The sequence below is a fragment of the Microbacterium pumilum genome, assembly GCF_039530225.1.
In the GTDB taxonomy this organism is placed as follows: Bacteria; Actinomycetota; Actinomycetes; order Actinomycetales; family Microbacteriaceae; genus Microbacterium; species Microbacterium pumilum.
On the sequence record NZ_BAAAOH010000001.1, the window covers coordinates 489294 to 515310 of the forward strand.

A 26017-nucleotide genomic window follows, 5' to 3' on the forward strand; every position below is an offset into this window, starting at 1 on the left:
TCAGCCTCGTTCCTCACGCACCCCGACGCGGACGAGGTGGTCGTTCACGAACCGCCCGTCCGGGTCCAGCCGTTCGAACACCGCACGGGCGTCGGCGAGGCGCGGATGCACCCGCTCGATGGCCGCGCGGTCGAACCGGTGCACCTTGCCCCAGTGCGGGCGCGCGTCGAACGGCGCGAGCGCCTCTTCGATCGGCGGCAGCAGCGCCCACACCCCGTCACGGTGGTTGTGCCAGGTGAAGTGGATGATCACGCAGTCGCGCTGGTAGGCGGGGCTCAGCCACAGGTCGTCGGCGGCGGCGGTGCGCAGTTCGGTCACGATCAGGTGGGGACGGATGTCGTCACCCAGCGCGCGTACCGCGCGCAGCGCATCCGCGGCATGGCGTCGTGCGACGAAGTATTCGGTCTGGATCTCGTCGCCGAACGACGGCTCGCGGTCCAGGCGGAAGTGCGGCAGTCGCAGCAGCCATGGCCCCGGGACGCCGTGCCCCTCGGTGACGTTGTCGCCGCCACCCAGCGGCGACTCATCGGCCGCGTGCACTCCATCGAGAATCGCGTCGGGGACTGCTCCGTCGTCGGCTTCCAGCCGTGTCTTCACCAGAATCGGGCCGATCGAGTCCGGCTCCCATCGAGAGAACACCGACACGCTGAACCCCGCCCCGGTCACGGCGGAATAGTCGCCGAGCGCCGCATCCCACGACACTCCGGTGTAGATGTCCTGCCGCATCCGGAACGAGGGCCGGATGTCGAGGGTCAATGTCACGACGATGCCATAGGCGCCGAGGCCCACCACGAGCGCGTCGAAGTCGGTGTCGCCGCGACGAACCTCGTGCACCTCGGCGTCTGCGCCGATGTAGCGCAGCGAGCGCACCGACGCCGACAGCACGGGGTTGGCGTCTCCCGAGCCGTGGGTGCCGGTGGCTGATGCGCCGCCCACGTTGATGTGCGGCAGCGACCCCATGTTGCGCAGCGCCCAGCCGCGCTCCTCGAGCCATAGCGCGAGCTCGCCGTAGCGGGTGCCCGCCGTCACGGTGACCGCATGCGATTCTGCGTCGAGCGAGAACTCCGAGGGGATGCCCGTGACATCGACGAGCGTGCCGGTCGTGTCCGGAAGATCCGTGAACGAGTGACGCGTGCCGAGGGCCCGCACCCGTCCGGGCGCCGCCAGGACGCGGCGGATGTCGTCGACCGAGCTCGCCGCCACCGTCTGCGGCGCGGTGTATTCGTAGGTTCCTGCCCAGTTGCGGGTCATCGCTGCTCCCTCATCCGCTGGATCGCGGCTCAGTTCGTCGCTTCGGCAGCGAGTCGCTGCGAGGCGGTGGCCATGTGCGTCGCCATCGCCGAGGCGGCGGCATCCTCGTCGGCCGCCGCGATCGCGCGGTAGACGGCATCATGCTCGGCGATGGCGATGAGCGCCTCCGCCTCATCGTGCACGGCGCGGTCGGCATACACCTGCAGCAAGGAGCGGACCACGTGGAGCAGGTCGACCAGGGTGTCGTTACCCGCAGCCGCGGCGAGCGCGTTGTGGAAGTCGAGGTCGGCGCGTGCGAAGGCCCGCAGATTGTCGACCTCGGCACGCATGCGATCGAGCGGCCCCGAGATCGCCGTGAGCTCCCCGCCGGCCGCGCGCGCGGCCGCCAGCCGCGCGACGTAGATCTCGAGCCCGGAGCGAAGCTCCAGCAGTTCGGCTGTGCTCTTCTGCCCGATGAGCAGCCCCCACCGCAGTGTCTGCGGCAGCAGTTCGCTCGCGGTGCCGCGAAGGTACGTACCGGACCCGGGACGCACATCGACGATGCCGAGGATCTCGAGCGCGGCGAGCGCCTCTCGGACCGCAGAACGGCCGACGCCGAGCGTGGCAGCGAGGTGGCGCTCGGGCGGCAGACGCGTACCCGGCTCGATGGATCCACTGGTGAAGAGGTCCATCAGGCGACGAGCCACCTCCGACACCGGTGTGCCGCTCGGCAGCGCGCCGAGCGACGCGGAGATCTCTGCCGATCGGTCGTCGGGAAAGGCGGGCATGCGAACAACCTAGCGCGAAAAACCCGGATCAGGTCTTGCAATTGGTCAACCGGTTTGCCAATATGTAGTCAGGCATCAATTCGGATGCCGCAGAAATCAAGGACGATCACAGGAGTCAGCGTGGACAGCACCCCCGTCGTGACCGGCATAGAATCCCCCGTCGCCAAGTCGGCCATCCGCAAGGTCTCACTGCGGCTCGTGCCCTTCGTGGCGCTGATGTTCTTCATCAACTACCTCGACCGCACCGCGATCGGCTTCGCCGCCCCGAACGGCATGAACGAGGACCTCGGGCTGACTGCGGCCCAATTCGGCTTCGCGTCCGGCGTCTTCTTCGTCGGCTACATCCTGCTCGAGGTGCCCTCCAACCTGGCTCTGCACAAGTTCGGCGCCCGACGCTGGCTCTCGCGCATCATGGTCAGCTGGGGCATCGTCGCGCTGCTGTTCACGTGGGTGCAGAACTTCGAGCAGCTCGTGGTGCTCCGATTCCTCCTCGGAGTCGCCGAAGCGGGATTCTTCCCGGGAGCGATCCTGTTCCTGAGCCTGTGGGTGCCCTCTCAGTACCGCGGCCGCATCCTGATGCTCTTCTACCTGGCCCAGCCGCTCACCACGGTCATCGGCGCCCCGCTCGCAGGCTGGCTCATCCAGCAGGACGACGCCGTGTTCGGCCTCGCAGGCTGGCGCTTCATGTTCTTCGGCGTCGCGATCCCCGCGATCGTCGTCGGTGTCATCGCGTGGTTCTACCTCAAGGACAAGCCGGCCGATGCGAAGTGGCTGACGGCGGAGGAGCAGACGTGGCTCACGGATGCGAACGCTGCGGAGCGGAAGCTGACTGAGAAGTCCGAGAAGCACGTATCGGTGCGCTACGCATTCGGCAGCGGACGGGTCTGGATGCTGTCGTTCATCTACTTCGGCTTCATCTACGGCCTCTACGCCCTGGCCTTCTTCCTGCCGACGATCATCGACGGGTTCCAGACGGCGGCCGGCACGGAGTTCGACATGTTCCAGAAGGGGCTCATCACGGCGATCCCGTACCTGCCCGCCGCGATCGCGATGTACTTCTGGTCGCGCGACGCGTCACGACGCGGACTGCGGACGTGGCACATCGTCGCACCCGCCCTGCTCGGAGCGATCTCGATCCCACTCGCCCTGTTCGCCGGCTCCCCCGCCGCGACGATCGCCGTGATCACCTTGACCGCCATCGCGATCTTCTCCGCGCTGCCGAACTTCTGGACGCTGCCGACCAAGTTCCTCACGGGGATCGCGGCCGCCGCGGGCGTCGCACTCATCAACACCGTCGGCAACCTGGCCGGATTCAGCGCCCCGTTCATCACGGGTGCGGTGCACGACTGGACGGGCGGATACGAGGTGCCGATGATGATCGTAGGCGGCGTGATGCTGGTGTCGGCGATCCTGATGGTCCTGCTGGCCCGCAGCAACCGCGCCGCCGTGACCGCGGCCGGACTCGCCACCGCGCATGCCGAGCAGGAGGCGAAGCGCTGATGACCAGGCTGTGGAACGAACCCGCCGATTTCGCGGACGAGATGATCGCCGGATTCGTCGCGGCGAACGGGCGGTATGTCCGACGCGTATCAGGCGGGGTCGTCCGCAGCACGGTCGTGCCCGACGGCCAGGTCGCCGTCGTGATCGGCGGCGGATCGGGTCACTACCCCGCTTTCGGCGGGCTCGTCGGCCAGGGCCTCGCGCACGGGGCCGCGATGGGCAATCTCTTCGCCTCACCGTCCACCCAGCAGGTGCACAGTGTCGCCGCTGCCGCCGAGCACGGCGGCGGGGTGTTCCTGAGCTACGGCAACTACGCCGGCGACGTGCTGAACTTCGACTCGGCGCAGGATCGCCTGCGCGCCGAGGGCATCCCGTGCGAGACCGTCACCGTCACCGACGACATCTCGAGCGCATCCGTCGACGAGCGCCACAAGCGTCGCGGCATCGCCGGCGACCTCACCGTGTTCCGCATCGCGGCTGCCGCCGCCGAGGCGGGATACGACCTCGCCGGCGTCACCACGGTGGCTCGACGGGCCAACGACCGCACCCGCTCGTTCGGCGTCGCGTTCACCGGCTGCACGCTCCCCGGCGCCGAACAGCCGCTGTTCTCGGTGCCCGAGGGTCGTATGGCGGTGGGCCTCGGCATCCACGGCGAGCCGGGTATCGACGAGACCGATGTTCCGACTGCCGACGAACTCGCCGAGCTGCTCACCGCTCGGCTGCTCACCGAGCTTCCCGACGACATCGCTCAGACGAACGGCGGCCGCGTGGTGCCGATCCTCAACGGGCTCGGCTCCGTCAAGTACGAGGAGCTGTTCGTCGTCTACGGCCGCATCGCGCAGCTGCTCGGCGACGCCGGCGTCGAGATCGTCGACCCGCATGTCGGCGAGTACTGCACGAGCTTCGACATGGCAGGCACGTCGCTCACCCTGCTCTGGCTGGACGACGAGCTCGCCGAACTGTGGGACACCCCCGTCGACACCCCCGCGTATCGTCGCGGCTCGGTGGTCGCGGCCGCGCACGACGACACTGCCGCCTCCGCGGAGACGACCCTCGATATCCCGGCGGCGAGCGAGGGATCACGAGCCGCGGCCGCCCTCGCGGCCCACGCCGTGACCGTCATCGCCGAGACGATCGACACCCACGTCGACGAGCTCGGCCGCCTCGACCAGATCGCCGGCGACGGCGACCACGGCATCGGCATGCAGCGCGGCGCCCGCGCCGCGCGTGCAGCGGCCGCAGCCGCCGTCGAGGGCGGAGCGGGAGCCGGCACCGTGCTCGTGCACGCCGCAGACGCCTGGTCGGATCGCGCCGGCGGAACGTCCGGAGCGCTGTGGGGCGTCATCCTCCGCTCGATCGGCGAGACGATCGGCGACGATGACGCGCCGAGTGCGGCATCCGTCGCCGCGGGTGTCGCCGCGGCGAGCGACGGAGTCACCGCGTACGGCAAGGCCGAGGTCGGAGACAAGACGATGGTCGACGCACTCGTGCCGTTCAGCGCCTCCCTCACGCAGGGCGTCGCCGCGGGCGCGACACTGTCCGCCGCGTGGCAGAAGGCGGCGGATGCCGCCACCCGCGCTGCGGCCGCCACGGCCGACCTCCTCCCCCGCATGGGCCGTGCCCGACCACACGCCGAGAAGAGCCTCGGCACCCCCGACCCCGGCGCGCACTCGCTCGCCCTCATCGCCACCGCCATCGGCGCGCTCCTCATCGACGCGTCGGATGAAAGGAACTGACATGCCCGAACCTCTCCGCCTCGTCGTCGGCTGCGACGACGCCGGCTACGACTACAAAGAGATCCTCAAGCGCGACCTCGAGGCGAACCCCGGCGTGGCATCAGTGGTGGATGTCGGGGTCGACGCCGACGGACACACCGGCTATCCCCGCATCGCGACCGCGGCGGCCGAGCTCGTCGCCAAGGGCGAGGCCGACCGCGCGCTGCTCATCTGCGGCACGGGCCTCGGCGTCGCCATCGCGGCGAACAAGGTGCCGGGCATCCGGGCAGTGACGGCTCACGACAGCTTCTCGGTCGAGCGCAGCGTGCTCTCGAACAACGCGCAGGTGCTCACGATGGGGCAGCGCGTCGTCGGCATCGAGCTCGCCCGCCGACTCGCCCGTGAATGGCTGGAGTACCGCTTCGACCCGACCTCGGCGTCCGCGGCCAAGGTCGCATCGATCGACGAGTACGAGCAGACCGGCAGCTGCTGATGGCCGCACGCGCAACCGTCGGCGTGAGCCTCAAGATGTACTTCGGTCATCGTGAGGCCCGCGAGTGGTTCGCGCGCGTCGCCGAGCTAGCCGCTCGGCACCCGGCCGTCGTGAACGGAAGCGTCGAGCTCTTCGTCATCCCGACCTACCTGCAGATCGGCGCGGCGCTCGAGGCGTTCCAGGGAACCCGCACGATCGTGGGAGCTCAGGATGCCGCAGCCGAGGACTCCGGCGCCTTCACCGGTGAGGTCAGCCCGGCCGAGCTCGCCGAGGTCGGAGTGGGAGTCGTCGAGATCGGGCATGCCGAGCGACGCCGCCTTTTCGGCGAGACGGACGAGGTGGTGCGAGCCAAGACGGCGGCGGCCCTTCGCAATGGTCTGCGACCCGTGCTCTGCATCGGCGAAGTGGATCAGGTCGACGCCGCCGAGGCCGCGACTCGTACCGTCGCGCAGCTGCGCGATGCCCTCGACGGTGCGCCGGCCGGTCCGCTGATCGTCGCGTACGAGCCGGTCTGGGCGATCGGCGCGCCGCAGCCCGCTCCGGTCCCGCACATCCGCACCGTGACGCTCGCTCTCCGCGAAGCCGCCGCGGAGCGTCCTGGCACGTCCGTCATCTACGGCGGGTCGGCCGGACCCGGCCTGCTCAGCGAACTCGGGGATGCCGTCGACGGACTCTTCCTCGGACGCTTCGCGCACGACGTGGACAACCTCGTCCTGGTGCTCGACGAAGCCGCGGAACACGCCGGGGGAACGCGATGATCGGCCTCGGGTCCTACGCGTACTTCTGGCAGCAGTCCGACCGGGTCGATGAGCCGGTCTCGCTCGTCGACGTGCTCCGCGACACGCGAGCGCAGGATGTCGATCTGTTCCAGATCTGCGACTACCCGCCCCTGCTCAGCATGAGCGCCACCGAGATCGCGGATGCCGCGTCCGCCGCCCGTGACCTCGGGATCGAGATCGAGCTCGGCACGAAGGGCATCGATCCCGCTCACCTCGAGACGTTCCTGCGGCTCGCGGATGCTTTCGACGCGCGACTCGTACGCAGCATGCTGTTCGCGCCGGACTCGCGACCCTCGCTCGAACAGGCCGAGCGGATGCTGCGCACGGCCCTGCCTGCATACGAGGCGGCCGGCGTCACCCTCGCCCTGGAGACGTACGAGCAGGTCGCGACCGACGATCTCATCGGACTCATCGAGAGCATCGGGTCCGATCGGCTCGGCATCTGCCTCGACCCCGCGAACGTGGTCGCGCGACTCGAGACCCCGCAGCGGGTCGTCGAGCGCTGCGCGCCGTTCACCAAGAACATCCACGCGAAGGACTTCGCCTTCGCCCGCCAGGACGGCTGGGTGGGCTTCACGTACAGCGGCACGGCGATGGGCACAGGCCTTCACGACTACCCCCACCTGCTGCGGACAGTGCGGCCTGACGAGCGGCACATCAACCAGATCGTCGAGCACTGGCTCCCCTGGCAGGGCGACCCCGAATCCACCATCACCACCGAGCGGGACTGGACCCGCATCACACTCGAATACCTGAGGAGCACGACATGAGCACCACTCAAGAGGCCTACACGATCGCCGTCCTGGGCGCCGGCGGCAAGATGGGGATGCGAGTCTCCGACAACCTCGTCAAGACCGGACACGACGTCCTCTACGTGGAGAACTCGCCCGCGGGGCAGGAGCGCACTCGCGCGGCGGGACGCGAGGTCACCGAACTGGCGGATGCCGTCGCCGACGCCGACATCGTCGTCTTCGCCGTTCCGGACCTGGCGCTCGGCGCTGTCACCGCTCAGGTGGTGCCGGAGATGAAGAGCGGGTCGATCGTGCTGACGCTCGACCCGGCCGCTGCGTACGCGGGCCTGCTCACGACTCGCGACGACGTCATCCAGGCTGTCGCGCACCCCTGCCACCCGTCGATCTTCCTGCAGCGCCAGACGCCCGAGGAGTGGGCCGACACGTTCGGAGGCATCGCCGCGCCGCAGGACGCGATCGCGGCGATCGAGTCCGACGACCCCGCCAAGCAGGCGATCGTCGAGGCCACCGTGCGGGCGATCTACGCCCCGATCATCGACGTCCACTGGGTGACGATCAAGCAGCTCGCCCAGCTCGAGCCGACGCTCGTCGAGACGGTCGCCTGCATGATCGGCGCGCTGCTCAACGACGCGCTCAACGAAGCCGTCAACACCATGGGCGTACCCGAGGCGGCCGCGCGAAGCATCCTGTACGGACACACGCAGGTCGCGCTCGCCAACGGCCTCCGCGGCGACAACCCGTTCAGTGATGCGTGCCTGATCGCGATGGACTACGGTCGCGAGAGCATCATCAAGGACGATTGGAAGAAGATCTTCCGCGACGACGAGCTCGACAAGAACCTCGCCCGCATGCTGCACCTGGACCACATCGAACGCTGATTCGACCGGACGCTGAGGAGTTTCACCATGACAGGTCGCCTCGAAGGCAGAACCGCGCTGGTCACGGGTGCCGGCACGGGCATCGGTCTCGGCGTCGCAGAGCGCTTCGCCCGCGAGGGCGCACGTGTCATCATCGCCGATCGTGACGCGGATGCCGCGAACCGCGCAGTCGCGTCGATCGGCGAGTCCGCCCGCGCTGCGGTGCTCGACATCTCGGATGAGGACTCGGTCGCGGCAGCTTTCGCGGATCTCGACGCGGCCGGCTGGAGCCCCGATGTCGTCGTCGCCAACGCGGGCGTGCAGCTGTTCGGCCACGACGCGAAAGCTGCCGACCTCGACCTGGACGTATGGAAGCGCACGATCGACATCAACCTCACCGGCACGTTCCTCACGGTGAAGCACGCCGTGCGATCGATGCTCGCGCGCGGCGAGGGAGGCTCCATCATCCTCACCGGCAGCCCGACCGGACTGAACGGCGAGGGCCAGGACTTCACGGCTTACAGCGCATCGAAGGCCGGTATCCACGGGCTGGCACGGACGGTGGCCGCGGCATATGCCGATCGCGGCATCCGGGTGAACACCGTGGTTCCCGGGTACACGGAGACCAGCCTGGTCACGGCGATCTCGTCCGACCCCGAGGCACGCGCAGCCATCGTCGGTCGCATCCCGCTGGGCAGACCCGGCAGTCCGGCGGATGTCGAAGGCATCATGGTCTACCTCGCCAGCGACGACGGCGCGTTCGCCACGGGCGCCCTGTTCGCCGTCGACGGCGGCATGACCACTCTCTGACATGGCGAGCGCCTGGGATTCGTCTCACGCTCCATCCCGCCACTGGCAGAGCGGAGAGTGGTCGATCGAACTGCGCGACGACGAGCTCGCCGAGATCCGCTACGGCGGCCGACGGGTGCTGCGCAGCATCCGGGCCGTCGCGCGCGATCGCAACTGGGCGACTGCGGATCTCGTCGTGGACCGCGTGCGGGAGACCGACTCGACGCTCACCCTGCACGTCCGATCGGTCGGCCTCGGCTCGTCATTCGCTGGAGTGGTTCGCGTCGAGACTCGGGCGGATCGACTCAAGGTCGTCTGCGATCTCGAGTCCGCAACGGTCTTCCAGACGAACCGCACGGGGCTCGTTGTGCTGCACCCGCCCGAGCTCGCGGGCGTCGAGCTCGCGGTGACCCACGCCGGCGGGCGAGTCGAGTCATCCCGCTTCCCTGTCCCGATCAATCCGCACCAGCCCGTCTTCGACATCGCCGGCCTCGCGTGGCGGCACGACGGTCTCGCCGCCGAGGTGGCGTTCACCGGCGACGTCTTCGAGATGGAGGACCAGCGCAACTGGTCGGACGCCTCGTTCAAGACGTACAGCAGACCTCTCGACCTGCCGTTCCCCTACGCGGTCGAAGCCGGCGAGCGCGTACGGCAGGAGATCACCGTCGCGGTGACCGATGCCGCTCCGGCCGCGACGCCGGTTTCGGGATCGACGACACGGATCGAGTTGAAGCGCGGCGGGACCTTCCCGGCGATCCTCGTCGGCGCGGCGACCGCGCCCGATCCCGCGCCGGCGGCCACGTCTGTGGGGCAGGGGGTCCTGGTCGAACTCGACCTCGGCTCGTCGAACTGGCGTGCGGCCCTCACCCGTGCGACCGCGAGCGGACTGCCGCTCGACGTGCGGGCCGTGCTCGCCCGCGATGCAGCCGGCTCGACCGTCGACGATCTGGCCACAGCCCTGGTCGATCTGCCCGTGCTGCGAGTCGCGATCTTCGACCCGATAAGCCACGTGACGGATGCCGCCGCCACTGCCTCGCTGCGCGCGGCGCTCGCGAGCGCGGGCCTGACGGTGCCCGTGATCGGGGGCGCGCGTTCGCACTTCACCGAGTACAACCGAGAGCACGATCGCATCCCCACCGATCTGGACGGGATCACGGTGGCCATCACGCCCCTGTTCCACACGCTGGGCACCGAGCAGCTCGTCGAGTCCGTCTCGATCCAGCGACTGATCGCCGAGCAGACGATCGCGATGGCGGGCGGTGCGCCCGTCCACATCGGGCCGGTCACGGTGCGACCGCGCTTCAACCCCGTGGCGACGGCGGCCGAGCCCGGGCCGACCCGCGACGACCTCGCGGAGGGCTACGGCGCGGAGTTCACCGGTGGCGTGGATCCGCGCCAATCCTCGCCCGAGCTCGCGGCCTGGACCATCGCGAGCGCCGCGGCGCTGGGGATACCCGGGGTCGCGAGCATCGCATGGTTCGAGGAGTGGGGGCCGCGCGGCATCCGCTCCGTCGCAGGCGACCCCCTGCCGGCGCATGACGCCATGGCAACGCTCGCCGACATGGCTGCGTCGGCTTCGGACGATCTGCTCTCGGGTGACAGTCCCGACGGCGAGCTGTGGGCCATCGGCGCACAGTCCTCCACCGGCAGCCGCGTGCTCGTCGCCAACATCGGGCGGATCGAGCGCACCGTAGACGTGGTCACGCCGGACGGTGGCCTGACGGCATCCCTCGCGCCAGGGACTTTCGCGGCTCTGACAGCTTCGCCCTAGCGGCTCAGTGGGGTGCGGTCGGCGCCCATCCCTCGCCGCAGGCGCCACCGTCGGCCGACTCCGCGATCCTCACCTCGGTGCCGTCCATGCGGAGCAGCGGGTTGTAGAACCGTGCGATCTCGGTGCTGTCCACCGGCACGTAGTGGAAGATCAGCGAGCGACGGAAGCGGTCTGCCGACCGGTTGCGCCCCGAGCCGTGGACCATGCTGCCGTGGAAGAAGAGCACGTCTCCGGCAGCGAGTTCGGTCTGGACAGCCGACATGCCGTCCGGCAGGGTGATCGCGGTGTTCGTGAACGACTCCTCGGGGTCGGCCTCGTCCGGGCAGACGATCTCGTAACGGTGCGATCCCGGCACCACCTTGAGCCCGCCGTTCTCCTCATCGCAGTCGTCGATCGCGATCCACGCGGCGATGCAGGTCTCGGGATGCGCCTGCAGGAAGATGTTGTCCTGGTGCAGCGCCTGCCCGCGCGCGGTCGGCGGCTTGAAGTAGAACATCGACTGGGCGGCGTAGACGGGTCCCATCATTTCTTCGACCGGTCCCGTGATCCGCGGGTCCAGCAGCCAGCGACGCGCCAGGCCACCGATCGCGAGGTCGGTGCGGCGATGCGGATGGATGAAGCGCGGGTAGCGAGCCAGCACGTCGTCCGCGGGGAGCTGGTCGTATGAGCCGAGCGTGCGGTCGCGCTCGACCTGCTCCATGAAGACATCGCGGATCTCCGCGGTCTCTTGGGGGGTCAGGAGGCTCTTCGCGTGCACGACGCCGTGCTCGTCGAATTCGCTGGAGAGGGCTGGTGAGGGACTGATCGTCATCGACATGACCGCCACTCTTCCTTTCGCGACGCTCGCAAGCCATGGCATGATCGGGCGATGATATGGATGATCCTGCTATGACGGGGTTGGTCAACAGGCGCGAGGCGCCGCATCCGCACGTGATACGACTCGTGGCCGGCGAGTTCACGGAAGGCTCCGACTACGACACCTGGCGCGAGCGGGGGACGACGGACTGGCTGCTCATCTACACGGTCGCAGGGTCGGGGCGCGTCGGCGGACCGACCGGCGAGATCGTCACCGGCGCCGGCGATGCCGTGCTGCTGCGCCCGCACCAGCAGCACGACTACGGCACCTCTATGCGCACGTGGTCGCTGACATACGCGCATTTCCACCCGCGCGCTGAGTGGTCGCCGCTCCTGGACTGGCCGATGCGCGGTGGGGTGGGCATCCTGCACGTCCCAGGTGAAGTGCGGTCGCGCGTGCTCGGCGCCCTGCGCACGTGCGCCCGGTCGTCCGTGGGCTCGCTCGCGCAATCGGAGCTGTTCGCGGTGAACTCGCTCGAGTCGGCCCTGCTCTGGCTCGACACGCAGAATCCACTGCGAGGTCGTATGGATGAGAGGCTCATCCGGGTGATGGAGCACATCGGCGCGCACCTCGCCGACGACCTCGGAGTCGGCACGCTCGCGCGCATCGCCACGCTCTCGCCGTCCCGGCTGACCCACCTGTTCTCAGCCACGCTCGGCATCCCGCCGCAGGCGTTCGTGGAGCGTGAACGACTGACCCGCGCAGCGCAGCTGCTCGACTCGACCGACCGGGCGATCGGCGAGATCGCGCGGGACGTCGGCTGGGACGACCCGCTGTACTTCTCCCGGCGCTTCTCGCACCTGCACGGGCTCAGCCCGACGGCTTATCGGCGGCGCACTCCGCAGGCCTGAGATGCCCTGCGCGTGCATGGCGGCGTCATCCGGCGAGAGCATCAGTCTGCGGCGAAGCGCGGTGCGATCCACGCCGAGACCATGGCAGTGAGCGCCCGGGGACTGACGCTCTTCAGATCGCGCTCCGGGTCGAGCTCGTCGTACTCGGTCGCGACGACCACGACGAGATCCCGTTCGGGCACGACCTCGATCAGCTGGCCACCGAGTCCGAACGCCGCGAAGGCGCGCGCGCCATCCGCTTCGAGGGTCCACCACAGGTATCCGTAGCCGAGTTCGCCCTCGGCGCCGGCGACCTGTTGAGCGGTGGCCGTCGCAACCCAATCCTCGGGAATGACCTGGTCTCCGCGCGGAGACTGACCATCCGCGAGGTAGGCGACACCGAGCGCCGCCAGGTCTTGTGGGCGCAGTTTCAGGAGGGTAGAGCCGCTGTGGAATCCCTGCGGGTCCATCGGCCAGGCGAAGTCGGCCGCGTTGTATGCCGCGATACCGTCGAGTTCGTCGTCGCCATCCATGACGAACTCGGTCGTCGGGTCTGCGGGGATGCCGAGTGGTTCGAAGAGATACTCGCGCGCGAACTCCAGCACGGATCGGCCCGTCGCCTCGACAAGGACGGCGGACAGGAGGTGAGGTCCAGCGTTCGAGTACCGGAACGCCCCGTCACCTGGCCCGGCGGCGGCTCGCTGAGCGAGGATGGCCCTGATCCAGTCGGGCGACTCCCAGAACGTCTCGTCGGCAGAGCGGTCGAGAGGGAAGTTCTCGGTCTGGGTCAGCAGCCGCTGCAGGGTGATGGCTGAGACTTCCGGCGTCATCTCGGCGGTGTAGGAGGGCAGCAGCTCACCGAGCGTCGCATCGACTCCGGAGATCATCCCCTGCCCGATGGCGATTCCGACGAGGGTGGACATCACCGACTTGGTCACCGACCGGGTGTCCCAATAGTCCTCGGGGTCTGCTCCGCGGTAACGCTCGAGAACCGCCTCACCATCGTGATAGACGAGCACCGCCCGCACCTGACCTGCGTCGTCGCCGTCGCGAAGGAACTCGTCGAGGTCTTCCTCGATCTGGACGGCGATCGATTCCACGTCGGGCCGGTCGGGATCGTCGGGCGTGCGGATGCAGCCGTTGAGGGCGAGCGAAGCCCCGGTCACCAGGACGATGGCGAGGACGGTTCGCGAGACACGGGCAGACATAGGAGTCGCCGACCGACTCAGTCCACGACCCTCGTGATGCGCAGCGCCACGGCCTCGCCCGCGGGCAACTCGAGGGGTGCGGCCGCTCGGGCATACGCGTCGTTGCGCTGCACGTCATCGAGCACGAATCGCCCTGCTCCGGACTGGACGGTCATGTTCCACGTGTCGATGACATCGACGTCGAAGACATCCCCGACTTCGAGCCTGGCGCCGAGGGTGCCCTGCGGGAGTCGGAACGACCATTCCGCCGGCGCGCTGGAGCCCAGATACTGCAGGTACTGCCCGCGGGCGACACCGGCGACGTACGCGGGGTCGTCCCACTTGTCGATCGGATCGAGCCCCGCGACGACGAGGTCGTCCAGGATGCCGCGCAGGAATCCGAGGCGCCGCGGGGCCTCGCCGCGCAACGGACCCCCCTCGACCATGTGGAGGCTGCCGCTCGGGGTCACGAAGCTCTCGCCGTGCGACGCGTAGCATCCCGACACCGTCGCGATCCAGAACTGGTGCACGAGTTCGCGACCGGTGAGGTGACCCCAGCGATCGGGGATGTCGCCTTCGTACTTGATCTCGTCCAGCACGACCGGCTTCTGCCAGACGTCTCGGTACAGGTTGGCGCGGCCGAAATCGGTCGTCGCCGACCCGTTCTGCACGGACGCATGCGTCACCCACGACTGGTTGTTGTCGTACAGGTCCTCCCAGTTGTGGATGGACCTCAGGTGCTGATGCGGGTCGATGTCGGCGAGGAGCGCGCCCACCCGATCCCAGCGCTCCGCCGGGCGTTCGAGCTGGTCGAACTCGTTGCACAGCGACCACCACACGTTCGGGTAGGCCGAGAGTCGCGCGACGAGGTAGCGGAGGTACGCGGCATCCTGCTCCTCCGTAAGGCGGTCGAAGCCGAAATAGCCTCGGTCGTAGGCGTTGAAGATGAGCACGTCTGCCTGGATGCCGCGCTCGGCGAGCGTTGTGACCGCCGCATCGAGGCGCCGGAAGAACGGGATGACGGGTCGCGCGACATCCCACATCCCATCGGTGTTCTCGAACGGAAGCAGCGCGGGAAAGTGCTCGATGTAGCCGCCCGCCTGCGGGAAGACCATGAAGCGCAGCTTGTTGAAGCCCGCCGCCGCGATCGAGTCGATCGTCTCGGAGAACAGCGGCTCGTCCTGGTGAAGCCAGTTGTATGCCGTGGCGCCCACCGGCCGGAACGGTGTGCCGTCGGCATGGGCGAAGTGGTACCCGTGCGCGACGCGCACCGGACCTGCACCCGTGGCCGCCGAGACCGTCAGCGAGCCCTCGTGACCGTCCAGCAGCGGCTCGGCGCTGTCGGTGCGCCACGCCCACTCTCCTTCGCGCTCCGGCGCGAATCGCACGACGTACCGACCTCCGCCGTCCCAGAAGCCCGGGACGCGATACTCGCGCCCGTCGCCGTCTCGGAAGATCGCGACGAGGGGAGTGCGGTCCGCGGGGATCGGCATCGCCGGTCCATCGAACACGAGCTCGACCGTGCTGTGGGCAGGAGTCATCGCGCGGTCGACTCGCGCGCCACCAGCTCGGGCCGGAATCGCACGGACCGTTCGTGCAGCCCATCGGGCTCCGCGAGGTCCTTGAGCAGCAGGTCGACAGCCGTGTACCCGATGAGCTCGGCGGGCTGCCGGATCGAGCTGAGCGGCACGACGGTCGCGGCGGCGAAGTCGATGTCGTCGTAGCCGATCAGGGCGATGTCGTCCGGCACCCGCACATCGCTCAGGAGCGAGAAGGCCTGGAGCGCACCGACGGCGAGCAGGTCGTTCGCCGCGAAGACGGCATCCGGCCTGTCGTCCGGCGATCGGGCCACGATCGCGTCTCCCGCGTCGCGTCCGTGCAGGACAGTGAGGGAGGGCATCTCGATGACCTCGAGCGTCGCATCGGGCCACGCGGCGACAGCCCGCCGCGCACCTTCGAGTCGATCGGCGACCTGCCGGATCGTGCGCGGGCCGCTGACGAACGCGATACGCCGACGTCCGATCTCGAGGAGGTGCGAAACCGCGAGGTGCCCGCCTTCCACGTCGTCGACCGCGACGGACCCGAAGTCGGAGTCCGGCGCCTCGTGGTCGACCAGGATCACGGGCACGCCGCCGCTCTGAAGGCGCTCGAGCAGTCCCAGATCCTCGGTCACCGGAGTGACGAGCACGCCGTTGACCCGCTGCTCGCGGAAGAGCTCGAGATACGCGCTCTCGCGATCGGGCCGCTCGTCGCTGTTGCCGAGCAGCACGCTCATGCCGTCCTCGGCCGCCCGTGCGTCTGCACCCCTCGCGACCGCGGCGAAGAACGGGTTGCCGACATCGAGCACGACGAGTCCGATACTCCGACTTCGCCCCGCCCGCAGCTGCCGCGCCGCGTCGTTGCGCACGAAGCCGAGCTCGTCGATCGCCTGCATGACGCGCTCGACGGTCGCGGGCGAGACCTTCGACGGACGATTGAGCACATTCGAGACGGTGCCCACCGAGACGGATGCCGCCACGGCGACGTCGCGCACACTCACGGCCACGGCGGCTCCTCCCCTAGGGCGATCATCTCATCGAGCGGATCGCGCGGCCGACAGCTCGGCGAGTCGATCCGCGATCACGGCCTGCAACGCCGGACCGGTCTGCTGGAAGATCGCCTCGCCGAGATCGCGGCCCGGCTTCCATTGTGTCGTCGTGCGGAAGGACTGGGCAGCCGTGGGCTTTCCCGCCTCGAGAGCAGTCAGGATCACCCGGTAGGCCTCGGGGTCGTCGATCACGGCTGCGAGGGTCGAGTCCAGCCCGACGTGTGCGGGCAGCGCGGCAGGCTGATCGGCGTCGACCTCCCATTCGTGCGTGCCCGAGCCGACCTCGTGGGTGGATCCATCGGGCAGGGTGACGATTCCCGTCGTGTTCGGCGGGATGACGGCCTCGATCCGGATGCGGTCACCGGAGCGCGTCCACGCGGAGCGTGCCCGGCCGTAGGGCGTGAGGTGCTCGGCCGAGGCGAAGTCGAACCCTTCGAGCGGATGCGGCGCGATGCTGATCCGCTCGTACGCCGGCGCCGCGGGCGCGAGGCCCGCGACTACCCGGTGCAGCCAGTCGCCGATCGCACCGAAGGCGTAGTGGTTGAACGACGTCATCTGGCCCGGATTGATGGTGCCATCCGGCAGCATCGAGTCCCACCGCTCCCAGATCGTGGTCGCTCCCATCGTGACCGGGTAGAGCCACGAGGGGTTCTCGGTCTGCACGAGCAGGCGCCGGGCCGTGTCGAGGTGTCCGGTGCGCGTGAGTGCGTCCTGGATGATCGGCGTGCCCACGAACCCGGTGCCGATCTTGTAGCCGGACTCGCGGGTGAGTTCTGCGAGGCGATCGCCGAGCGCGGGGATGAGCGACTCCGGTGCGATCTCGAACACGATCGCCATCGCGTACGCGGTCTGCGCATCCGACATCATCCGGCCCGAAGGGGTCACGTACTCGGAGAGGAACGCCTCGCGCACCTCTTCGGCGATCGCGGCATATTCCGTGGCTTCGGCGTCGTTCCCGAGCAGCTTCGCCGCGCGTGCGACCGCGTCGGCGGAGCGGAAGAGGTACGCGGTCGCAACGATGTCGCCATCCGTCTTCGCCCGCGCGGGCAGGTCCGGCGGAGCATCCGGGTCGAGCCAGTCGCCGAACTGGAACTTGCCCTCCCAGAGACGCCGATCGCCGGCGATCTCGAGCAGTGCGTCGGTCCACGCCTTCATGCTCGGGTACTGCCGCTCGAGGATGCTCGTGTCGGCGTAGCGCTCGTTGAGGACCCACGGGACGACCGTCGCGGCATCCCCCCACGCGGCAGCAGGCCGAGCGGGGCCGAGCACATTCGGAACGACGAACGGAACGATGCCGTGGTCGTTCTCCTGCTCGAGCGCGAGATCGCGCAGCCACGAGTCGAGGAACCCGCGCACGTCGTAGAGGAAGCTCGCCGTCGGGGCGAAGACCTGGATGTCGCCGGTCCATCCCAATCGCTCATCCCGCTGGGGGCAGTCGGTCGGCACGTACAGGAAGTTGCCCTTGAGCCCCCACACCACGTTCTCGTGCAGCTTGCTCACGAGCTCGTGGGATGTCTCGAACCACCCGGTGCGCTCCATGTCGCTGTGGATGACCACTGCGGTGACCGCTCCGGGATCGACGTCTCCCTGCCATCCCGAGATCTCGGCGTACCGGAATCCGTGGAATGTGAACTCGGGCTCCCACTCGATCTCGCCATCGCCGGCGAGCGTCAGCCGGTCGGTCGCAGCGGCCTGCCGAAGCGGCCGCGTTCCGAGCTCCCCGTGCTCGAGCACCTCGGCATGGCGCAGCACGAGCTCGGTGCCGGCGGGCCCGGTCACACGCACTCGCAGCCGGCCCACGAGGTTCTGCCCGAAATCGAGGACCGTCTTGCCGGACGGTGTCGTGATGACCTCCACGACCGGAAGCTCCTCGAGCCGGCGGACGAAGGGCGACACGCGGGCCTCGGGAACCACGACCGGCTCGAACACGGCCACCGCGCTCCAGCCCGACTCGTCGTATCCGGCATCCGCGAATCCGCGCCCGCCGCCGTCGATCAGGACCCGGCGAGCGTCGTAGTGCTCGCCGCCGTAGAGGCCGCTGAAGGTGATCGGACCCGTCGAGGCGCGCCACGCGGCATCCGTCACCACCCACTCCGCTGACCCGTCGGCGTACTCCAGGAGCAGCTGAGCCGCGAAGCGCGGCTGGGAGCCGTAGATCAGGCGCGCGTTCTCGCGGAAGCCGAAGTGCTCAGTGCCCCACGCTCCTGCGAGGCGCACGCCGATCGCGTTGCGGCCGGGCGTGATCAGCCCGGTGACGTCGGTCGTCTCGTGGATCGTGCGGTACTGGTACGGGGTCCAGCCCGGCTTCATCACCTGGTCGTCGACATCCGCACCGTTGAGTGCCACTTGGTACACGCCCACGGCGGTCGCATAGAGCGTCGCGCGCGACACTGTCGATGCGATGTCGAACTCGGTGCGCAGGTACGCCGGCTGAGCGTGCTCCTGCGGGTCCGCGAGGCCGACCGTCGTCGCCTGCCACTCGCCGTCGAGGAAGCCGGCGAAGATCCGGCGCGGCTCGCTCCAGGGACCCTGCTGCCCGTCCTCGCCCGTCACGCGCACGCGCAGGGTCACGTCGTCGCGCGGCGCGAGCGGAGCGAACGGCCAGGCGATCTGGGTCGACGCGCGACCCTCGACCGTGTGCGACTCGATCGTGCCGGCGCGGTCCAGTTCGAGCTCGGCGCCCGCCTGGAGCCAGTTCGCGGCATCCGTCTCGGTGATCCAGCCGACGATCGGCTCAGGTGAGGCGACGATGTCGCTGCGGTATGGGGCATCGACGACGACGCGTGCGATCGGATGAGTCATGGCACTCCTCTGTGCGAGTTGGTCTCGGGCCGTACGGGTCAGGCGACGACGGCAGCGCTCGGATGGGCGACCGCGGGGGCGGTGACGCTGATCCGGTGCGTGCCGTGCCGGAGATCGGCCGGCGCCGGCGCGCCGTCGACGGTGACGATCGATTCGTCGGTGACCGGCAGGTCGAGGATCGCGCGAGAGCCGAACGGCACCTCGAGGGTGGCCTCGAACACCCCGTCCGTCACCTGCCAGTCGATCGCGAGTCTGCCGAGCCGCGTGTCGATGGATGCGCTCGCCCGGTCGAGGCCCTCGGCCGGCCGCGGTGCGACGTGGACGGTGCGATATCCCGGGTCGTCGATGTCGGGAGCCAGACCGGCGACCGTGCGATAGACCCAGTCGATCATGGCGCCGTAGGCGTAGTGGTTGAACGAGAGCATGCTGCCCTCTTCGCGGTCGACCTCTTCGCTCGGCTGCGCGTCCATCGCCCCGGAGTGGATGCTCCCGTCGGGCAGGATCGCATCCCATCGCTCCCACACGGTCGTGGCGCCACGGTCGACCTGGTAGAGCCAGGATGGCGCGTCGCGGCGGAGCAGCATGAGGTACGCCTCGTCGAGGTACCCGTGGCGCGAGAGCGCGAACAGCACGAGCGGTGTGCCGAGGAAACCGGTCGCGATGCGGCCGTTCTCACGCCGTACGTCTTCCGCTAGTCCGGCGGCGATCGCCTCGCGCTGGTCGGCGGGAGCGAGATCGAACTCGAGTGAGAGCGCAGCCCCGGTCTGGGTGGTGACAGCCTCGTCGCCCCACTTCTCGAAGGTCGCGGCGGCCACTCGGTCGGCGAGCGCGTCGTAGTCGGACCCACGACCGGCGTCGCCCACGAGGCGCTCCGCCTCGGCCAGCAGCCGGGCCGAGCGCACGTAGAAGGCGTTCGCGACGAAGTCGCTCGACACCTTCGCCTCCCAGGGCCGCTCGCCCGGCGCATCCGGGTCGAGCCAGTCGCCGTACTGGAACGGCTCGGTCGGCAGCACGACTCCGTCGCCCGCGCGGCGACGCAGGTGCTCGACCCATCGGCGCATGCTGTCGAGCTGGCGCGCGAGGATCTCGTCCGACCCGTACGACTCGTATACCGCGAACGGCACGATGGTGGCGGCATCCGCCCAGCCGGCCCGGCCCATGTTTTCGGTCGGCACTCCGCCCATCAGCATGTCGACGGGGCGGATGATGTCGGGAACGACGGATGCCACGCCACCCTCATCCGTCTGATCGATCTCGAGGTCGCGCAGCCACGATGCCCAGAACGACTCCGAGTCCATCAGCGTCGACGCCGTGGCACTGAAGGCCTGTGCGTCTCCGGTCCAGCCGAGCCGCTCATCGCGCTGCGGGCAGTCCGTGGGCACCGAGACGAAGTTGTCGCGCTGCGACCAGAACACGTTCGAGTGGAACTGATCGAGCGCTTCATGCGAGGAGCGGAATGCACTCCGCGGCGCGAGGTCGCTCGAGATCGAGATCGCATCGGCCGACACGACTTCGGCGCCGACGACATCCGCATAACGGAACCCGTGGAAGGTGAACGCGGGCTCGAGGGTGTGCTCGCCGTCACGATCGAGCGTGTAGACATCCGTCGCCTTCGCGCTGCGCAGCGCGGCGGTGTGCAGGTTGCCCGACGGCTCGAGCACCTCGGCGTGGCGGATGGTGACCGTGTCGCCGGTGCGACCGCGCACCGTCAGCCGCACCCAGCCCGCGATGTTCTGACCGGCATCGAGCTGAGTGGTGTCGCCGTGGGCGTAGGCGCGCATGGGGAGCTCTGCCACGACCTCGACCGGGGCGGCGATACGAGGCTCGAAGAGTGCGGGATCGGCATCCAGTATCTCGACGGCGACCCAGCCCTCTGCCGCGAAGCCCGGGGTGTGGATGTCGGCCGAGAGGCGCAGGTCCGTCACCGTTCCGTCGTAGATGCCGGCCGATCGCACCGCCCCGAAGCCGCCCACCCAGGACTCGTCCGTGACGAGCGCCACGTCGCCGTCGACCTCGAGCTGCGCGATCGCGCCGATGCGGTCGCCGTAGATCGCGGTGCGACGGGCGAAGCCGAAGCTCCCCCGGTACCAGCCTTCACCCACCGCGAGCACGATGACGTTCTCACCTTCGTGCAGGAGATCGGTGACATCGACCGTGTCGATCAGGATCCGCTCCTGATACGACGTCCACCCGGGGGTGAGCAGGGCGTCCGACGCGCGCACGCCGTTGATCCACGCGTCCACCAGTCCCAGTGCGCTGAGTCGAAGGCGGGCGGATGCGGGTGCCGCATCCAGCGTGAACTCACGGCGAAGCAGCGGCACCGGGCCGTCGATCTCGCTCGGGATGCCGATCACGCGCGCTTCGAGCTGCGTGCCGTCGACGCCGGCCTCGACCGTGAGGGAGTCGCTCCACTCGGTCCATCCGGCATCCGTCGCGATCCGGACGCTGTAGCTTCGCCGCTCGCGCGGCGACAGGCCGCCGGGCGCCTCGACGCCGATCGAATCGCTCGACTCGACCGGTTCCGCCGGGGTGGGCTCGGTTCCCTCTGCGCCGCTCCTGAGCTGATACCCGAGCTGTCGCGCGGTGGGTTCGTCGCTCTCGACGCGCCACGTCAGCCGGACGCTTCCAGCCGGGACGCCGAGCAGGCCGGCGGGATATTGGGACTGGACAGCGACAACCCTGGTCGACGTATCTGCACTCGTGGACGGAGGAAGTGCCGGCATGGCTGGGGTCCTTTCGGCGCTGGCAGCTTTGCCGCGCGATCTCATCCTGAAACGATTCAGGCGCTGGTGTCAATCCCGGGGTCCCGGACGTTCATGTTCTGGTCGAGACGTTACGGGATCGTAATGATACGTTTCACCGGATGCTTGACTCCGAGCCCCATCGCGTCGTAGCGTGACGGCATTGAATGGTTTCAACCCTTTCGACCCCGCAATGTGGCGGACCTACCGCACAGCGGCTTTACAAGGAGGTAAAGGATGAAGCAATCCCCGACCCGACGGGTCCTGACAGCAGCCGCAGGGCTGGCGGTGCTCGCGCTCCCGCTCGCCGCCTGTAGTGGTGGCGGCGGCAACTCCGACGATGGTGGCGCTGTCGAGATCTCGTACCTCACGCAGAGCGATGACAACAACACCAACCAGGCGAAGGCGCTTATCGAGGCGTTCGAGAAGGCCAACCCTGACATCACGGTGAAGCTGGAGACGCAGCCGGGTGGCACCGAGGGCGACAACCTCATGAAGACCAAGCTGTCGACCGGTTCGATGGAAGACGTCTTCCACTACAACTCCGGGTCGCTGTTTCAGGCGCTGAACCCCGACCAGACGATGGTCGACCTGAGCGACGAGGAGTGGGTGAGCACACTCACGGACGACTTCAAGGCGGTCGTCTCGACCGACACCGCCCTGTACGGGGCGCCCTGGGGCGCATCGTTCGCCGGCGCGGTGATGTACAACAAGAAGGTGTACGCCGACCTCGGCCTCGAGGTTCCGACGACGTGGGATGAGTTCATCGCGAACAGCGAGAAGATCAAGGCTGAAGGCAACGGCGTCGCTCCGATCATCCAGTCCTACGGAGACACCTGGACGAGCCAGCTGTTCGTGCTGGGCGACTTCGCCAATGTCACGGCGCAGGAACCGGAGTGGGCGGAGCAGTACACCGCGAACGACCCGAACGCGAAGTACGTCAACGAGCCGGCGTTCGCGGGATTCGCGAACCAGCAGGAAGCATTCGACAAGGGGCTGTTCAACGAGGACTTCCCGTCGATGACCAACGCGCAGGCGATGGAGGCTCTGGCCACCGGCGCGGGCGCGCAGTACCCGATGCTGACCGCGACGATCGCGACGATCATCCAGAACAATCCGGACAACGTCGATGACATCGGCGTGTTCGCTCTGCCCGCCGCGAACGCAGACGACACGGCGATCACGATCTGGCAGCCGAACGCCATCTACATCTCGAAGGCAACCGAGGGCGACAAGCTCGACGCAGCGAAGAAGTTCGTCGCGTTCGCCAACTCGTCCGAGGGCTGCGAGGTGCAGAATGCGACCGCCGCGCCGGCCGGTCCGTACGTGACGACCGCCTGCACGATTCCGGAGGACTCGCCCGCGCTGGTGGATGACATCCAGGCGTACTTCGACTCCGGCAAGACCGGGTCGGCGTTGGAGTTCCTCTCCCCCATCAAGGGACCGAACCTCGAGAACATCACCGTCGCGGTCGGCTCGGGCATCACCCCTGCTGAGGAGGGCGCTGCACAGTACGACGACGACGTGAAGAAGCAGGCCCAGCAGCTCGGACTCCCGGGCTGGTAAACCCTCACCTGATCTGCTGAGATCGACACACCAGGGGCCGGCGGCGAAAGTTCGCCGCCGGCCCCGCTTCACGAAGGAGTGATGATGACGACTGCTGTCGCACCCACCGGAGCGGCTCCACCGGCCTCCCGGACGAGCAAGCCCCCCATGGGACGCAAGGGCATGAAGAGCATGTACCCGTCCTGGTTCTACATCCCCGCCGCCGTGCTGTTCATCATCTTCTTCGCGGTGCCGACGTTCTCCTCGTTCTATTTCTCCCTCACCCGCTGGACGCTGTTCGACGTGCAGTTCATCGGGTTCGACAACTTCATCGCGTTCTTCCAAGAGCCACAGCTCGTCACGGCGTTCATCAACACCTTCATCTACGGGTTCGTCACCTCCGCGTCGAAGGTCGTCCTGGGTCTCGCGCTGGCGCTGCTGCTGACTGGCCCGATCCTCGGCCGCGGCTATCTTCGCGGCGTCATCTTCTTCCCCGTGCTGGTCTCCACCATCGGGGTCGGCTTCACCTTCAAGGCGCTCCTGGACCCGTTCCACGGCATCGTGAACAACGTCCTCGGCTTCATGAACCTGCCGCAGCCGGGCTGGTACACCGACCCGAACCTCGCGCTGCTCACTGTCGCAGCGGTGGACGTCTGGAAGGGCGTCGGTATCGCGACACTGATCTTCATGGCCGGGATCGTCGCGATCCCGCATGAGTATTTCGAGGCAGCCCGGATGGACGGCGCCGGCGCCTGGTCGGTGTTCCGCAACATCACGCTGCCGCTGGTGCGGCCGGCGACAGCGACCGTCATCATCCTGTCGCTCATCGGCGGGCTGAGATCCTTCGATCTCATCTGGGCGATCACAAAGGGCGGACCAGGGTTCACCAGCGACGTGATCGCATCCGTCATCTACAAGCAGTACCAAGCCGGGTTCTTCGGCCTGTCCACCGCCGGCAACGTCATCCTCTTCATCGTGGTGATCGCGGTCATGGTGCCGGTATCGCTGTTCCTCAATCGAAAGCAGGACGAGCTGTGACTCTCACCGAAGCGATCACCACCGGCCGCAGCCGTGGCACTCGCCGCCCCAAGGTGGATCGCCGGCCGATGACCTTCCGCCGCTGGATCCGCAAGTATCTCATCGGGATCATCGCGATCCTCGTGTCCATCGTCGTCTTCCTCGTGCCTTTCGCATTCGTCATCCTCCAGGCCGCGAAGGACCCCAGGGAAGCCGGGCTGGTCACGTTCTCGCTGCCCACCGAATGGCAGCTCTGGGAGAACTTCATCGCTGTCGTCTCGGCGAACGACTACAACTTCGTGCTGGCGCTGTTCAACAGCGTCGTCCTCACCGTGGCCAGCGTCACCATCATGGTGGTGTTCGCCGCGATGGTCGGCTATGTCCTGCAGCGCAAGCGCACCAAGCTCAACGCGTACATCAACTTCCTCGTGTTGGCCGCCCTGATCGTGCCGCCCGCCGTGCTGCCGACGATCTGGGTGCTGCAGGGCGTCGGTCTGTTCAAGACGCTCCCCGGCCTGATCCTCGTCGAAGCAACCTTCGGGCTCGCGTTCTGCATCCTGCTGTTCCGTGCATTCGTGGCGACGATCCCCAAAGAGCTCGACGAGGCTGCGATCATCGACGGCGCTGGTCCGATCCGCCTGTTCTTCGGGGTGGTCCTGCCACTGCTGAAGCCCGTGATCGTCACCGTGATCGTGGTGCAGGCCGTGAACGTGTTCAGCAACTTCCAGAACCCGCTGTACTTCCTGCCGGGCAGCGACACCCCGACCGTGCAGCTCGCGCTCTACAACTATCAGAGCCAGACGGTGAGCCAGTTCAACCTGCTGTTCATGTACGTGCTGCTCGTCACGATCCCGCCGCTCATCATGTACATCTTCTTCAACCGTCAGATCGTCGCCGGCATGACCAGTGGAGCCGTCAAGGGCTGAACCATGTCGCGCTCACCAGAACTCCGCGGGGACCCCACCGCGGAGCCAAGGGAGTTCGTTGTCCCGGATGAAGACGGAGAGGGTGTCGTCGGGATCGAGTTCCGATCCGAGCCAATCGTCCAGGGCCCGCATGAGCACGCCCGCGGTCTGGATGTCCGGGTCAGCGACCACCTGTTCCCACGCGGCCACGAACCCGTCGGGGGTGGGAACGTCGCGAATCAGCCGGGAGATGTACTTCGGCCCGGGCATGAGAGTGCGGGATGCCGCGAGTGCAGCACGGGCAGCGGCCAGAGACAGATGGAGGCCGGCATGCTGACGAAGGAACGGGTCTCCGCGTTCGACGGCCTGCTTCAGGAAATAGCCGCCGTAGAGACGGGCCTGGGCCACGTGCGAGCGCACCCGTTCGGACCAGACCTCGTCGGGAAGCACAGTGATCCGCTCGATGAGCTGCTCGAGTCCGTCGACTCGGCTGAAGGCGGCGCGAGCGCCGACGAACGAAGCTCGAGTAGGGTCATCGGCGCGCTCCGCGGCGGCGGCGAGATAGGACGGACTCGCGAGCTTGACGTCGATGTACGAGCCGGGATAGTCGATGTTCCACCGCTCGATCCATGCGAATCGGCCGGCGGCGGACTCCTCGGCGAACCGCTGGTCGTCCACGACCAGATAGACGTCGACATCCGAGTCCGGCCGCTCGCTCCCGCGCGCCACCGAACCGACCACGACGACTGCCAGAGTCCGCGGGTCGTCCCGGACCGACTCCACGTAGGCGGACAACGCCCTCTCCTGCTGCTCCACATCGGCTCCTTCGCGTCGGGATCGCGGAACACGCTACCGCCTGCCGCGGGGGCCGGG

At 68.3% G+C, this 26017-nt stretch carries 21 protein-coding genes; 12 read left to right on the top strand and 9 right to left on the bottom strand.

All coding sequences use genetic code 11. The annotated features are described in order from the left end of the window. Both ABD188_RS02210 and ABD188_RS02215 read right to left on the bottom strand, forming a co-directional pair. Positions 1-1251 carry a D-arabinono-1,4-lactone oxidase gene (locus tag ABD188_RS02210; protein WP_344058099.1) on the bottom strand — a complete coding sequence of 417 codons (1251 nt, stop codon included), beginning with the start codon at positions 1249-1251 and terminating at the stop codon, positions 1-3. A gap of 29 nt (positions 1252-1280) precedes the next feature. Continuing rightward, positions 1281-2018 carry a FadR/GntR family transcriptional regulator gene (locus tag ABD188_RS02215; RefSeq protein ID WP_344058101.1) on the bottom strand — a complete coding sequence of 246 codons (738 nt, stop codon included), beginning with the start codon at positions 2016-2018 and terminating at the stop codon, positions 1281-1283. A 120-nt stretch (positions 2019-2138) separates the two neighbouring features. On the opposite strand from ABD188_RS02215, the gene ABD188_RS02220 reads away from it, so the two are divergent. From ABD188_RS02220 to ABD188_RS02255, 8 genes are read left to right on the top strand one after another with little or no spacing between them, the layout of a single operon-like run. Next, positions 2139-3518: an MFS transporter gene (locus tag ABD188_RS02220; protein WP_425561319.1), complete on the top strand. Its 1380-nt coding sequence runs from the start codon at positions 2139-2141 to the stop codon at positions 3516-3518. Further along, the gene (locus tag ABD188_RS02225; protein WP_344058103.1) at positions 3518-5254 is read left to right on the top strand and encodes a dihydroxyacetone kinase family protein; all 1737 of its coding nucleotides are present in this window, start codon (positions 3518-3520) and stop codon (positions 5252-5254) included. Before ABD188_RS02220 ends, ABD188_RS02225 begins: the two co-directional genes overlap by 1 nt. Before the next feature lies 1 nt (position 5255). Beyond that, entirely contained in the window at positions 5256-5726 is a 471-nt protein-coding gene (locus tag ABD188_RS02230; protein ID WP_344058104.1) for a ribose-5-phosphate isomerase, read from the top strand. Then, on the top strand, positions 5726-6484 hold the full coding sequence (locus ABD188_RS02235; RefSeq protein WP_344058106.1) for a triose-phosphate isomerase family protein: 759 nt from the start codon (positions 5726-5728) through the stop codon (positions 6482-6484). Before ABD188_RS02230 ends, ABD188_RS02235 begins: the two co-directional genes overlap by 1 nt. Continuing rightward, positions 6481-7275 carry a sugar phosphate isomerase/epimerase family protein gene (locus ABD188_RS02240; protein ID WP_344058107.1) on the top strand — a complete coding sequence of 265 codons (795 nt, stop codon included), beginning with the start codon at positions 6481-6483 and terminating at the stop codon, positions 7273-7275. The genes ABD188_RS02235 and ABD188_RS02240 overlap by 4 nt, the downstream gene beginning before the upstream one ends. Then, the gene (locus ABD188_RS02245) at positions 7272-8135 is read left to right on the top strand and encodes a phosphogluconate dehydrogenase C-terminal domain-containing protein (protein WP_344058109.1); all 864 of its coding nucleotides are present in this window, start codon (positions 7272-7274) and stop codon (positions 8133-8135) included. The genes ABD188_RS02240 and ABD188_RS02245 overlap by 4 nt, the downstream gene beginning before the upstream one ends. 27 nt (positions 8136-8162) lie before the next feature. Beyond that, positions 8163-8924 carry an SDR family NAD(P)-dependent oxidoreductase gene (locus tag ABD188_RS02250; RefSeq protein ID WP_344058111.1) on the top strand — a complete coding sequence of 254 codons (762 nt, stop codon included), beginning with the start codon at positions 8163-8165 and terminating at the stop codon, positions 8922-8924. Between the two features lies 1 nt (position 8925). Beyond that, positions 8926-10674: a D-apionate lactonase family protein gene (locus ABD188_RS02255; RefSeq protein WP_344058113.1), complete on the top strand. Its 1749-nt coding sequence runs from the start codon at positions 8926-8928 to the stop codon at positions 10672-10674. Between the two features lie 4 nt (positions 10675-10678). Here the strand turns inward: ABD188_RS02255 and ABD188_RS02260 are convergent, their stop codons facing one another. Further along, positions 10679-11491 (bottom strand): phytanoyl-CoA dioxygenase family protein, encoded by an 813-nt coding sequence (locus ABD188_RS02260; protein WP_344058115.1) that lies wholly within the window; start codon positions 11489-11491, stop codon positions 10679-10681. 71 nt (positions 11492-11562) lie between these two features. Here ABD188_RS02260 and ABD188_RS02265 point away from each other — a divergent pair, with 71 nt between their 5' ends. Next, positions 11563-12381 carry a helix-turn-helix domain-containing protein gene (locus ABD188_RS02265; protein WP_344058117.1) on the top strand — a complete coding sequence of 273 codons (819 nt, stop codon included), beginning with the start codon at positions 11563-11565 and terminating at the stop codon, positions 12379-12381. Positions 12382-12422: 41 nt separating this feature from the next. On the opposite strand, the gene ABD188_RS02270 is transcribed toward ABD188_RS02265, so the two are convergent. From ABD188_RS02270 to ABD188_RS02290, 5 genes are read right to left on the bottom strand one after another with little or no spacing between them, the layout of a single operon-like run. Continuing rightward, the gene (locus tag ABD188_RS02270) at positions 12423-13568 is read right to left on the bottom strand and encodes a serine hydrolase domain-containing protein (protein ID WP_344058119.1); all 1146 of its coding nucleotides are present in this window, start codon (positions 13566-13568) and stop codon (positions 12423-12425) included. A gap of 17 nt (positions 13569-13585) precedes the next feature. Next, positions 13586-15088, bottom strand: a complete 1503-nt coding sequence (locus ABD188_RS02275; protein WP_344058121.1) for an apiosidase-like domain-containing protein — start codon at positions 15086-15088, stop codon at positions 13586-13588. Further along, the gene (locus ABD188_RS02280) at positions 15085-16092 is read right to left on the bottom strand and encodes a LacI family DNA-binding transcriptional regulator (protein ID WP_344058123.1); all 1008 of its coding nucleotides are present in this window, start codon (positions 16090-16092) and stop codon (positions 15085-15087) included. The genes ABD188_RS02275 and ABD188_RS02280 overlap by 4 nt, the downstream gene beginning before the upstream one ends. A 27-nt stretch (positions 16093-16119) precedes the next feature. Continuing rightward, on the bottom strand, positions 16120-18936 hold the full coding sequence (locus ABD188_RS02285; protein WP_344058125.1) for an alpha-L-rhamnosidase: 2817 nt from the start codon (positions 18934-18936) through the stop codon (positions 16120-16122). A gap of 38 nt (positions 18937-18974) precedes the next feature. Then, positions 18975-21659, bottom strand: coding sequence for a family 78 glycoside hydrolase catalytic domain (locus tag ABD188_RS02290; RefSeq protein ID WP_344058127.1), 2685 nt, complete (start codon positions 21657-21659; stop codon positions 18975-18977). A 255-nt stretch (positions 21660-21914) separates the two neighbouring features. On the opposite strand from ABD188_RS02290, the gene ABD188_RS02295 reads away from it, so the two are divergent. The 3 genes from ABD188_RS02295 to ABD188_RS02305 all read left to right on the top strand — a co-directional run bounded on the left by ABD188_RS02295 (position 21915) and on the right by ABD188_RS02305 (position 25165). Continuing rightward, positions 21915-23243, top strand: a complete 1329-nt coding sequence (locus ABD188_RS02295; RefSeq protein WP_344058129.1) for an ABC transporter substrate-binding protein — start codon at positions 21915-21917, stop codon at positions 23241-23243. A gap of 84 nt (positions 23244-23327) precedes the next feature. Beyond that, the gene (locus ABD188_RS02300) at positions 23328-24260 is read left to right on the top strand and encodes a carbohydrate ABC transporter permease (RefSeq protein WP_425561320.1); all 933 of its coding nucleotides are present in this window, start codon (positions 23328-23330) and stop codon (positions 24258-24260) included. A gap of 68 nt (positions 24261-24328) precedes the next feature. Further along, the gene (locus ABD188_RS02305; RefSeq protein ID WP_344066818.1) at positions 24329-25165 is read left to right on the top strand and encodes a carbohydrate ABC transporter permease; all 837 of its coding nucleotides are present in this window, start codon (positions 24329-24331) and stop codon (positions 25163-25165) included. A 12-nt stretch (positions 25166-25177) separates the two neighbouring features. Here the strand turns inward: ABD188_RS02305 and ABD188_RS02310 are convergent, their stop codons facing one another. Then, entirely contained in the window at positions 25178-25960 is a 783-nt protein-coding gene (locus ABD188_RS02310; RefSeq protein ID WP_344058131.1) for a nucleotidyltransferase domain-containing protein, read from the bottom strand. Positions 25961-26017: the final 57 nt, after the last annotated feature.

Bases quoted from the DNA above. Each gene is read 5' to 3' on its own strand.
- ABD188_RS02270 (WP_344058119.1), bottom strand. From the start codon at position 13,568: ATGTCTGCCCGTGTCTCGCGAACCGTCCTCGCCATCGTCCTGGTGACC.
- ABD188_RS02210 (WP_344058099.1), bottom strand. From the start codon at position 1,251: ATGACCCGCAACTGGGCAGGAACCTACGAATACACCGCGCCGCAGACG.
- ABD188_RS02265 (WP_344058117.1), top strand. From the start codon at position 11,563: ATGACGGGGTTGGTCAACAGGCGCGAGGCGCCGCATCCGCACGTGATA.
- ABD188_RS02230 (WP_344058104.1), top strand. From the start codon at position 5,256: ATGCCCGAACCTCTCCGCCTCGTCGTCGGCTGCGACGACGCCGGCTAC.
- ABD188_RS02295 (WP_344058129.1), top strand. From the start codon at position 21,915: ATGAAGCAATCCCCGACCCGACGGGTCCTGACAGCAGCCGCAGGGCTG.
- ABD188_RS02275 (WP_344058121.1), bottom strand. From the start codon at position 15,088: ATGACTCCTGCCCACAGCACGGTCGAGCTCGTGTTCGATGGACCGGCG.
- ABD188_RS02305 (WP_344066818.1), top strand. From the start codon at position 24,329: ATGACCTTCCGCCGCTGGATCCGCAAGTATCTCATCGGGATCATCGCG.
- ABD188_RS02245 (WP_344058109.1), top strand. From the start codon at position 7,272: ATGAGCACCACTCAAGAGGCCTACACGATCGCCGTCCTGGGCGCCGGC.
- ABD188_RS02250 (WP_344058111.1), top strand. From the start codon at position 8,163: ATGACAGGTCGCCTCGAAGGCAGAACCGCGCTGGTCACGGGTGCCGGC.
- ABD188_RS02240 (WP_344058107.1), top strand. From the start codon at position 6,481: ATGATCGGCCTCGGGTCCTACGCGTACTTCTGGCAGCAGTCCGACCGG.
- ABD188_RS02225 (WP_344058103.1), top strand. From the start codon at position 3,518: ATGACCAGGCTGTGGAACGAACCCGCCGATTTCGCGGACGAGATGATC.
- ABD188_RS02235 (WP_344058106.1), top strand. From the start codon at position 5,726: ATGGCCGCACGCGCAACCGTCGGCGTGAGCCTCAAGATGTACTTCGGT.
- ABD188_RS02290 (WP_344058127.1), bottom strand. From the start codon at position 21,659: ATGCCGGCACTTCCTCCGTCCACGAGTGCAGATACGTCGACCAGGGTT.
- ABD188_RS02255 (WP_344058113.1), top strand. From the start codon at position 8,926: ATGGCGAGCGCCTGGGATTCGTCTCACGCTCCATCCCGCCACTGGCAG.
- ABD188_RS02260 (WP_344058115.1), bottom strand. From the start codon at position 11,491: ATGTCGATGACGATCAGTCCCTCACCAGCCCTCTCCAGCGAATTCGAC.
- ABD188_RS02215 (WP_344058101.1), bottom strand. From the start codon at position 2,018: ATGCCCGCCTTTCCCGACGACCGATCGGCAGAGATCTCCGCGTCGCTC.
- ABD188_RS02300 (WP_425561320.1), top strand. From the start codon at position 23,328: ATGACGACTGCTGTCGCACCCACCGGAGCGGCTCCACCGGCCTCCCGG.
- ABD188_RS02285 (WP_344058125.1), bottom strand. From the start codon at position 18,936: ATGACTCATCCGATCGCACGCGTCGTCGTCGATGCCCCATACCGCAGC.